At 60.6% G+C, this 9,426-nt stretch carries 8 protein-coding genes; 7 read left to right on the plus strand and 1 reads right to left on the minus strand.

Annotated elements, in window-relative coordinates; genetic code table 11:
* The 4 genes from WC683_17720 to WC683_17735 all read left to right on the plus strand — a co-directional run.
* A partial coding sequence (locus WC683_17720) for a hypothetical protein (GenBank protein MFA4974448.1) occupies window positions 1-2,790 on the plus strand: 2,790 nt, incomplete at its 5' end.
* 1 nt (window position 2,791) lies between these two features.
* Complete coding sequence (locus WC683_17725; protein MFA4974449.1) at window positions 2,792-3,415, plus strand: hypothetical protein; 624 nt, start codon at window positions 2,792-2,794, stop codon at window positions 3,413-3,415.
* A gap of 4 nt (window positions 3,416-3,419) precedes the next feature.
* Window positions 3,420-3,923, plus strand: coding sequence for a hypothetical protein (locus WC683_17730; protein ID MFA4974450.1), 504 nt, complete (start codon window positions 3,420-3,422; stop codon window positions 3,921-3,923).
* Window positions 3,920-4,153 carry a hypothetical protein gene (locus WC683_17735; protein ID MFA4974451.1) on the plus strand — a complete coding sequence of 78 codons (234 nt, stop codon included), beginning with the start codon at window positions 3,920-3,922 and terminating at the stop codon, window positions 4,151-4,153. The genes WC683_17730 and WC683_17735 overlap by 4 nt, the downstream gene beginning before the upstream one ends.
* A gap of 79 nt (window positions 4,154-4,232) precedes the next feature.
* Here the strand turns inward: WC683_17735 and WC683_17740 are convergent, their stop codons facing one another.
* Window positions 4,233-4,571, minus strand: coding sequence for a hypothetical protein (locus tag WC683_17740; protein MFA4974452.1), 339 nt, complete (start codon window positions 4,569-4,571; stop codon window positions 4,233-4,235).
* A 241-nt stretch (window positions 4,572-4,812) separates the two neighbouring features.
* On the opposite strand from WC683_17740, the gene WC683_17745 reads away from it, so the two are divergent.
* The 3 genes from WC683_17745 to WC683_17755 form a co-directional block, all read left to right on the plus strand.
* Window positions 4,813-5,244 (plus strand): hypothetical protein, encoded by a 432-nt coding sequence (locus WC683_17745; protein ID MFA4974453.1) that lies wholly within the window; start codon window positions 4,813-4,815, stop codon window positions 5,242-5,244.
* A complete protein-coding gene (locus WC683_17750; protein ID MFA4974454.1) occupies window positions 5,241-8,432 on the plus strand; it encodes a peptidoglycan recognition family protein in 3,192 nt (1,063 codons plus the stop codon). Before WC683_17745 ends, WC683_17750 begins: the two co-directional genes overlap by 4 nt.
* Window positions 8,433-8,438: 6 nt before the next feature.
* The coding region (locus WC683_17755; GenBank protein MFA4974455.1) for a hypothetical protein at window positions 8,439-9,426 on the plus strand (988 nt) is incomplete at its 3' end.

Genomic DNA, 9,426 nt, shown 5'->3' on the forward strand with positions numbered 1-9,426 from the left:
GGCGGCTTCATGGAGGTGATCGGGGACGGCGATCCCGCCGGCCCGATTGAGGGCCGCCCGTTGGGCCTGGCACATCTGGACTCACTGCGCTGCACCCGCACCGGCGACCCGACCTATCCGGTTACCTACAACACCCCTGATGAACGCCTCTACAAGCTGCATCGTTCGCGGGTGGTCTATGTTTCGTCACTGCCCTCAGCACGGGAAGAGATGCATGGCGTGGGGCTGTGCGCGGTGTCGCGCTGTTTGAATGTGGCACAGAACCTGGTAGACATTGCTACGTACAAACAGGAGAAGTTGGGATCGCGTCCCTGGCGCGGGATTCTACTCGGGCGTGGGGTGGATACAGCGGCCATCGAAGATGTATTGTCGATTGCGGGCGAGCAGTTAGATGCCGCCGGTATGAGTATCTACTCCCGTTTCCCGGTACTGGGAAACCTGGAGCCGGATGCCGACTTGCGCTTGGTGGATCTGTCTTCACCGCCGGACGGCTTCAACGAAGAGGTGGATACTCGCTTGGGGATGTTTGCTATCGCCATGGCCTTCGGCGTCCCGGTACGTTGGATCTGGCCCGCTCAGACCACCGGGGCTACAAAAGCCGACGCCGAGTACCAACATATCGCCGGGCTGGGCGGTGGGATCGGGCTGTTATTGCGCACGCTCACCGTCATGCTGGGCGGCGACCCCCGCGGCTCGCACCACAGCAGCGGGAAGTTCTTACCTTCACATCTGAAGCTAATATTCGATTTCCAAGACGACCAACAGGACGCCGAGCGCGCCCGCACCCAAGAGCAGCGGGCCAAGGTGCGCACCACCAACCTGGAAGCCGGGGTGGTCAACGTCCGCACGGCCCGCGAGCAGGCATTGGAAGCGGGAGATTTGACCCAACCGCAGTTTGACAAGCTGGAGCTGGAGGACGGTCGCCTGCCGACCGGCGAGAGCGTGTTGTCGCTGTTTCACGCCACCGATGAGCCGTTCTTGGGCTGGTTGGACTTGGGGGTGGACAACCCCTTGTCCACCAGCGCCAACGATGCTTTGCGGCTTATGGCGGAGATGGACGTAGCAGCGGTAGAGGTTGAGGATGCTGCTACCAGCAAGCCGCGCCTGCGTCAATTGGCGGATCAAGCCCAAGCCGCGCTGGGGGCGCTCAAAGAGCTGTACGCCCCGCTGGCACAGCAACAGGTGCAGCGACAGATGTACGCGATGTTGCCCGGCGGTGGTGGGGGTGAAGGTGGCTTGTCACTGGAAGGTGAACCAGAACAGGGTACAGAGAGCACAGACGGCGCAGAAGCTGCCAAGGGCTACGACTGGGGTGTGGGGGCGGGTGAGGTGATCGGCGGCCAGTTGGCCCGCGGAGCAAGTGGCCGCTTCGTGAACGTGGCCCAGATGATGGATCAGGTGCGCGCGGACATGCTGGCGCGCTTGGGGCCCGCGGACGCCGCGCCGAACAGTGCAGCACTTTTGCGGATGCAAAACCGCAGCGACCTGGCCGCCAAGCTGGGCATGGCAATGGGCGTGGTAGAGAATCTGGCAGCGATGCGGACGGGCGACGCTGACCCGTCTGGGTATGGCGATCTGCTTTCCCGTGGCCTGGCCCGTGAGAACGACGACGGCAGCGTCACCATGAGTCCGCAGGGTCGCGCTCTGGTGAAGGCGCTCAACGCTGGCGATATCGATAGTGCCAAGCAGGCTATCGCTGACGCCAGTGCTGTGGCAGCCGCTGCAGCCAAGCCGAAGAAGGCCGCTGCGGGAGGCAAGAAACCGAAAGGTTCGTCCGGCAAGGACGATAGCAAGCAGGTACAGGAGAACATTGACAAGATTGTGCCCGAGCTGCCGGTCACCAATGAGCAGTTTCAGCGGGCCTTCGATTTCTACGAGAGCGGAGCCGAGCCGCCGGCGGGAGAGCTGGCAGAGCTGGCTCAACTCGGGTTATTAGAGATCACGTCGGACGGGATCGGCAAGGCGACCGCCACCGGCGCAGCCCTCGTGCGTGCAGTCAAGAAAGGGGACGCTCGTGCTGCAAAGGACGCCTGCACCGCCGGAGCGGAGGATGTCGAAAACAAGCTCGATGCAGCGGATCGACAAGAGGAAAATAGCGTGCTGGCCGAGGAACGTGCTGACCAGGTGCAACGGGAAGCACAGAGCAAAGCCACCGCGAATGCTGCCCGCTCCGCAGCTCTACAGGAACGGCTCACTGCGGCGGAGGGAGCTGCCGCCACCGCGGAGGCTCGCGAGCGGGTGCTGGATGCCAGTTTGGTTGCTGCTCAGGTGGATCTCGATGCCGCCCGCGAGATGGAAGACAATGCGCCGAACGACATTGCCAAGGCACATTACACCCGCGAACGCGAGGCCAAGGAGCGAGCGGTGGCTGGTCTCTCGGAACGTCTGGAGCAGGCGCGAGACCTGCTGGATCGCAAGCTGGACCTGGCGTCGTCCTTGGGATCGCAGATCAGCGACCTGGACGCCACTACGGCCACTATGCTGAGCAACGGGTTGAACCAGGCTAATGCCTGGCGCGAGCAGGCGACGGCCCTGCGGGAGCAGGCGGACACCCTCCGCACTTCTGTCGGTAATGCCTCCCGCAAGGCTCTGGGCAGGACGCTGGGCGGGTTGGCCGGGGCGTTCAAGAAACTGGTTGCCGGACGTCGTTCTAAGGCTCGTGGCAAGCCATCCCGCTTCACTATCGCTGACACTACGGTGACCGAAAATGACATTGTGGCGGCGATAGCGCAATGGGAAACGGATGGCCTACCATCAGACCTGCTCGACGGCCAGACGCAGGAGCACTAAGATGGCCTACATCTGGGACCCTACTCTGCTGCGGTTCCGCGATGAACGCGGGCGCTTCGTTACCAATGCCGTGGTCGAGGCCTGGCGCGAAACCGCAACCGATGCTGCCGTTGAACGTGCGCGAAACCTTGCCACCCAGGTGGCCGGGGGCCAGATCGATGTGGCCGCCTGGCAGAACGCCATGCGGACGGAGATCAAGAACCGCGTGATCCAGGAGTATTTGCTGGGACGCGGGCCAGGATTGCTCACGCCTGCAGATCGCGGTTCGCTTGGCGGGATGCTTACCGAGCAGTACCGCTACCTGGATCGTTTCGCAGTGGAGATCGCGGCGGGTAATCTCTCCGAAGCGCAAATCTCAGCTCGTGCCGCGATGTACATTCGGAGCGCCCACGAGGCCTATGGGCGGGCACAGGCCAGGGCACGCCACATTACCTTGCCGGCCTATCCCGGCGATGGCAACTCACGTTGCCTGACGAACTGTGGTTGTCACTGGGAATTTCATGGACGCGGGCACCACAAATGGGATTGCTACTGGGTGCTGGGGGATCACGAGCACTGCGTCGATTGTCTGGACAACGCCAGCAAGTGGAACCCTTACACGGTGAGAGGAGGAGAACCAGGATAACACTATGACGACTTTTATGGTCAAGCCTATCGTCCCGAAGTCCCTGAGTACGATCAAGGATGTACGCCTGGCGATACTGAATGCTCTCCGTGCTGAGGGCCGCGAAGAATGTAAGCTGTTGCAGCAAACCACCGCCCACTGGACTCACGACAAGCCGCGCTTTGAAACATTGATTGGCTTTGCCGGCGGGGACGCTTCACTACTGGTGGGGCCGGGCGGGTCCATCACCGGCTCACAGAAATGGGTATGGTTGGACGAGGGAACCCGTGCGCATGAGATCAAACCGAAACGCGCCCGTTATCTGGTCTTTCGCACTGGTTACTCTGCTGGCTCTACCCCAGGTACTTTTGCCACCAAAGCCGCCAGCACCAGTGGCGAAGTGGCGCGGGCCAAGATTGTGCATCATCCGGGCACGAAGGCCCGCGGGTGGTCGATCCTGCTCCAGAAAGAACGTTGGCGCCCTTTCCGGGAACGCATTAACAAGGTGATAGAGGAGATAGCAAAGTGAGCAATAACAGTTTACCACAGGACATCCGGCCAGATTGGCTGAACGTGATCCGCCGGCTCCAGAGTGTGGCCTGCCAGCAGCGCGGATATGCCATCATCACCATGAGCGTGGTAGTAGATAGCAATGGATGTCCAGTCTTCTGGCAATCACCGCAGATGATACAACTTGAACCTGCAGAGGGTGCCGCGAAATTCATGGCGCAGGTGGTCGCGGGAATGCGGGACAGATAACGACCTTTACTTAGAGTTCGGGTCTTACAAAGGCTTCGGCCGCCGGGCTGTTTTAATCGGCGGCCTTTCTTTTTCTGATCTATTCTATTGTCAACTTTCCAGAACGAATAGCCTCTTCCCGGTCTGGGTCTGCCAGGTGCCCACCTGCAGCAATAAAATGCTTATCTCGCTCATATAGCTCTTGGTCGCTGAGAGGTTGGCAAAGCGGGGCGATGTCGGGAACATACCCTTGCCAGAATCCAGAGTTCGGCATGCAGCCGAACCCGAGATTCTCCAGAGCGATCCTGCAAGCTCGGAAATCTTTGGTCAGGTGAAAACCATATACTTCCACTTGCTGCCGCCGTTCATTCACCACGATCTCGGCCCCTTTCACTTCGTCCATGGTGTGAAGCTTTTCGGCTAACTGTTTCGCGTCCACTATTCTCTCCTGTTGCAAGTTATAAGTGATATAATTCCATTATAGGTTATGTTGTCAAATTGTCAATGCCTCAAGTATTAAGTGAGTTATAGGAGCAGATTCTGAAAATGCTTGACAATCACTACAGGATGCGCTACAATGAATGCAAGCAGGTTGCCCCCTGCCCCTTCCTGTCTGTGCCCGGACTGGGTTTGCCCCCCCCGTCCGGGCGGTTTTTTATCAGACTTGCTTCGAGGTGGTGATGATTGGTCTTTTTCTAAAAGATGGTAAGGACGTAGCAGCAGGTCGCAAGACAGTAGTCGTACTGCCTCGCAAAGAAGCCATTGTTGGGCGAGCCATGATCATGTACCCGATATCAGGAGCACGACAAGCGTCTGCCATCGCCACGGTCTTGCCGCCGCAGGAAGTCGATATTGTCGGTTTCGAGGCTGCCGAAGCCTGTCATGGGATATCGCAGCACGTCCGCAAGGCCCTATGGCCTACAGCAGAGAAGTTCTACTTGTACTCGTTGGTAGATGTGGAGCCGTTTCAGGAGCCCTTGCCCTTGCCGGGTGAGCCCGGCGGGCGGGTGCGTTGTGATCTACCCGGAATCGCCGTGCTGCGGTTGGTCGATCGCCATAACGACCCGGAAGATCCAACTTGCCTTACTTGCTTGTGGGAGGAAATCGCATGACGAATCTGTTAACGAATGGTGGTTTTGATGGCGGCGCATGGCACAAGACCCACACCGGCCAGGAGTTTGGTGAGATCGAGGTGCCGGAAGCCTGGACCTGTTTCTGGAAGGAAGGTGGCTCTGTCCCGCACGATCCTGGGAACGAGCAAGGGTACCGGCGGCCTGAGTGTAAGGTCATCGAACCACAACCGCCTTACCTGGACCCGCCACGGGTGCGTAACGGCGGAGCCTGGCAGTTATTCACCTTGTGGGGAATTCATGACGCCGGCCTATACCAGCGCGTGGCGGCCCCTGCTGGGGCCACGGTGCGTGTCACCGCCTACACCCATGCCTGGAGTTCCCAGAGCGATAAGGTCAAGGAAGGTAGTATCCAGGACGATAACTTTGCGCAGCAGGTCGGCATCGATCCCACCGGCGGGACTGATCCGTGGGGCGCCTCAGTCGTATGGGGACCAGTCCAGCACCTCTATGACGCTTACGGCCGGGTACTATCGACCGATGTAGTAGTGGGTAACACCGGGATTGTGACCGTGTTCCTGCGCGAGGTCGTCAAGTGGCGTTACAAGCACTGTGACGGTTACTGGGATGACGTCAGTCTGGAGATCGTCACCCCTGGCGGTGGCGATGGTGACGGTGACGACGACGATAATGATGATGATAGCGGAATTGTGGATACCCTGGCGCAGTTGGTGACCGCGCTCAACGGCATCCGCGACGTGATTGAACAGGTCGGCGGCGAGATCGCGGAGCGGCTCGCCGCCGTCGTCATCCCCGACGATGAGGATGACGAGGACGGCGAGCCGACTACTCTGCCCTGTACGGCGACCGGGTCCAAGATTGGCGCCCACTGCATTGCTGCTGGTCCGGTGCCAGCAATGGTGCGGGATGCCGTTGCCGGCGGAGCGCATCTTGCCGTAGTCAAGGCGGTCGACAACTGGGGCACGCTGGTGGAGGTCAAGCGGGACTCCTCTGCCACCATCACGATCGGGCGGGTCACCCACCCACTGGAAGGTTGCCCGGGTGTGGCCGACATCGACACCGACCTGGCCGACCTGGCCCGCCGGATTATGGCCTATACCCTGGATAAGATCATCGCCACCCCGGAAGCCGCAGCCTCGATCGACTACTACGAGCCGGTCAACGAACCAGATCCCGCCGGGGTCGCCGGTTACACACGGCTGGCCCAACTCATGATCTACTGCATGGACATCGCCGAGCAGCATGATGTCCACCTGGCGCTGCTCTCGCTCAACTGCGGCACGCCGGAGTGGGACGAAATGCAAGCCCTGGTTGCCAGCGGCATGTTCCAACGGGCACGCGCCGGTGGGCATGTCATCGCCTTGCACGAGGGGACGCTACCCGACCTGGACGGGCATAAGGCCTGGACTGCTCCCATTGATCTATGGTGGGGTGAAGGTCACACGATCCCTGGCGCGCCTGATGTAGACGACTCCGGGGCACTTTGCTTCCGCTATCGTTACTTGCAATATCTCATGCAACAAGCGGGTACGGCCTGTGAGGTGCCTATCGTTATCACGGAGTTCTATACCTGTTACGATGCTCCAGGCCCCGAGGCGCTGGACGGCATCATCTGGTATGACAACGAGACGCGGTACGATCGGCTGTTGTTGGGTTTTTGCCCGTTCACCTTCGGGCCGACCGGATCGTGGAAGGATCAGGACTGCTTCGAGTACGGGGCTACGCTGGCCGACCGAGTCATACAACTGAAAGATCGGGTGAACGCGGCACCAGGCGAACCGGCAACTCCCATAGAGCCAGAACTGCCCACGTTATCGATCGTCGACCTGCGGGGCACGCTCATGGTCAACCCCGCCAGTCCGTGGTACCCCTGGAAACGTCGCACGCTCTCCGAGATCACCACGATCTTCGTACATCATAGCGCCGGGGCGTGTGGTAGCGCCAAACAGCTTGTGGAAGGCATTGCGGCCTACCACTGCTCGGCCACCGACAAGAACCGGCCCGGCATCTGCTACGCCTATATGATCGGGGCGGACGGGACCGTCTGGCAGACTTCTGACTTGGAAGACGTGGTATTTGCTCAGGGCAGCACCACCAGCCCTGACGACGAGAACCGTTACGGTGTGGCCGTCTGCTTGCTGGGCTGTTTCATCAACGGGGCAGAGCCGACCACAGCCCAGCTCGTTTCTCTGGAAAAGCTAATCCCTCACCTTGAAAACCTTGTTGGTAAGGCCTTGCGCGTATGGGGCCACAAGGACGTGATCGCCACCAAATGCCCGGGTGATTCCTGGCCGTTCCGGCCTGGGTGGGGCCTGGTCACGACTCCACTGATCGGTGTGCACGATGAGGGTAGCACGCAGACCGGCGCGGAATGGCTCGCCGATCTCGGTAAGCCTGCTTTGGTGGTGCGTCCGCTCTACGTGAAAAACTATGAAGGAATGGCCCCTGACTATTCCGCCGCGGAGGCCGCGGGCTTACGGGTAATCGTCAGCCTGCGCTGGTCGTGGTCCAGCGATAAGGGTGGGGCGGGAACTTTACCTGATCGGGAGGGTCGTGAGTGGGTCCCGTTCCTCTCGCGGGCGTCGCGGATCATCAACGAGTCGCGCGGCGTGTGGGGTTGGTCCATCGGGAACGAGGTCAACAACCCACGGGAGTTCCCCGCGATGCGCGACCTCACCGCCGCGGACGCCGCCGCCGCCTTCAACCAGCTCGCCGCGGTTTGTCCAGATGCCCGCCTGGCCCCGGCCTCGCTGGACCCGTTCAATGCGCAGGCGGGCGACCCGCGCGAGTGGCTCGCCGGAATGTGGGGCGCGCTGCTGCACATCCCGGCCTTCGTAGACGCCCACGGGTACATCCACGGGCCGGATCGTGATCTTGTGGGCAGCGACGCCCACTTCACCGACCCGCCGCTGGAATGGCAGTTCTACAATTACCCCGGCTGCGTCACCGCACTACTGCGTTGCTTGCCAGCGAAGTACGCTCAGTTACCCATCTATGTGACGGAGTTCAACCATATCACTCGCGCTGACGGCAGCCTGGGTTGGGAGAGCGGGCAGGTCGTCGAAGACATCATTGCGGACGCCGTCGAGGTCGCCGGCCAGTGCCGTTTCGCTGGGCTGGCGCTGTATCGCTGGCGCGGGGATGAATGGGAGATCGTAGGTAATCAGCGCGTGCGACGGGCCATTGCACGCGCCATAGGAGCAGCTTAGCAGAACATGCCCTACTCGAATTTACCAGAGGAATTATGGGATAAGATGGATTCTTGCGTCGCATCTCGAGTTGCAGAAGGTGCGGACAAGGCCGAATCCATTGCGATTTGCTATGCTGCCGTCACGGGCCGCAAGATCGTCGGGGCTACGCTTGGCGTGCCGGATAACAACTACCTTTTACTGAGTACTCGCACCTGCTGCACTCCAGACTGCTCACGCGCCGCCGGATGGGTAGTGAATGCCGGCGGCAAGGAGCTGAACTACTGCAATACACACTTGCCGCTGGGATTGAAAACCCTGACCGCGCACGGGATACGCTTTGACGTCAAGGCCGACGACTTGGTGCGAGTTCCGCAACCCGGCCCGGTCGCCGTCAAGCTGGCCGAAGAAGTGGGGCGAGATGACGTGACCGCAGAGATGATACAACGCGAGATTATTGACCCCTGGCGGATGGCGACCATCGGGACCCCAGCCAGTGATCGGTTACAGCTGCTGGTCGCCCGGACGTTTGGGCACTCCTACCCGAAAAGCCTGGAACTGTTGATGAAGGTGCTCCACTGGGACCTGCTGTACGCCATTGGCCAGATCTATAATGACACCGAGGCGTTCTTGCAGGGCAAGGGATTCCAACGCTGGCAAACGATCCCGGTGTATCACCCTTACGTTACCTCCCACGCGGTCACGAAGCAGTGGCAGGTTGGTGACGAGGTGCGCATAAAACTAAACCCGGCTACATCGTGGAGCCTGGACCCCACCGAGGCGGCACGAGTAGCAATGTTCCTTTCCAGCCCGGGTTCACCGGCCCTGGTGCTCAAAACGTTCATCCCGGCGAGCTGCGTGATCAGCACGGCACGCACCGGCTTCGGAACACCGGGCACCGAAGAGTTGGTGCTGGCGGGTGGGGAGTACGAGGCCCTGGTGCATCAACGCTTCGAGGGACGGGTCAAGGAAGGTAGCTTCGTTACCATAGATGACCGGGTCACGTTCCTGGGCG

The sequence above is a fragment of the bacterium genome, from assembly GCA_041648665.1.
Classification (GTDB): Bacteria; UBA10199; UBA10199; order 2-02-FULL-44-16; family JAAZCA01; genus JAFGMW01.

Bases quoted from the DNA above. Each gene is read 5' to 3' on its own strand.
- WC683_17725 (MFA4974449.1), top strand. From the start codon at position 2,792: ATGGCCTACATCTGGGACCCTACTCTGCTGCGGTTCCGCGATGAACGC.
- WC683_17730 (MFA4974450.1), top strand. From the start codon at position 3,420: ATGACGACTTTTATGGTCAAGCCTATCGTCCCGAAGTCCCTGAGTACG.
- WC683_17745 (MFA4974453.1), top strand. From the start codon at position 4,813: ATGATTGGTCTTTTTCTAAAAGATGGTAAGGACGTAGCAGCAGGTCGC.
- WC683_17750 (MFA4974454.1), top strand. From the start codon at position 5,241: ATGACGAATCTGTTAACGAATGGTGGTTTTGATGGCGGCGCATGGCAC.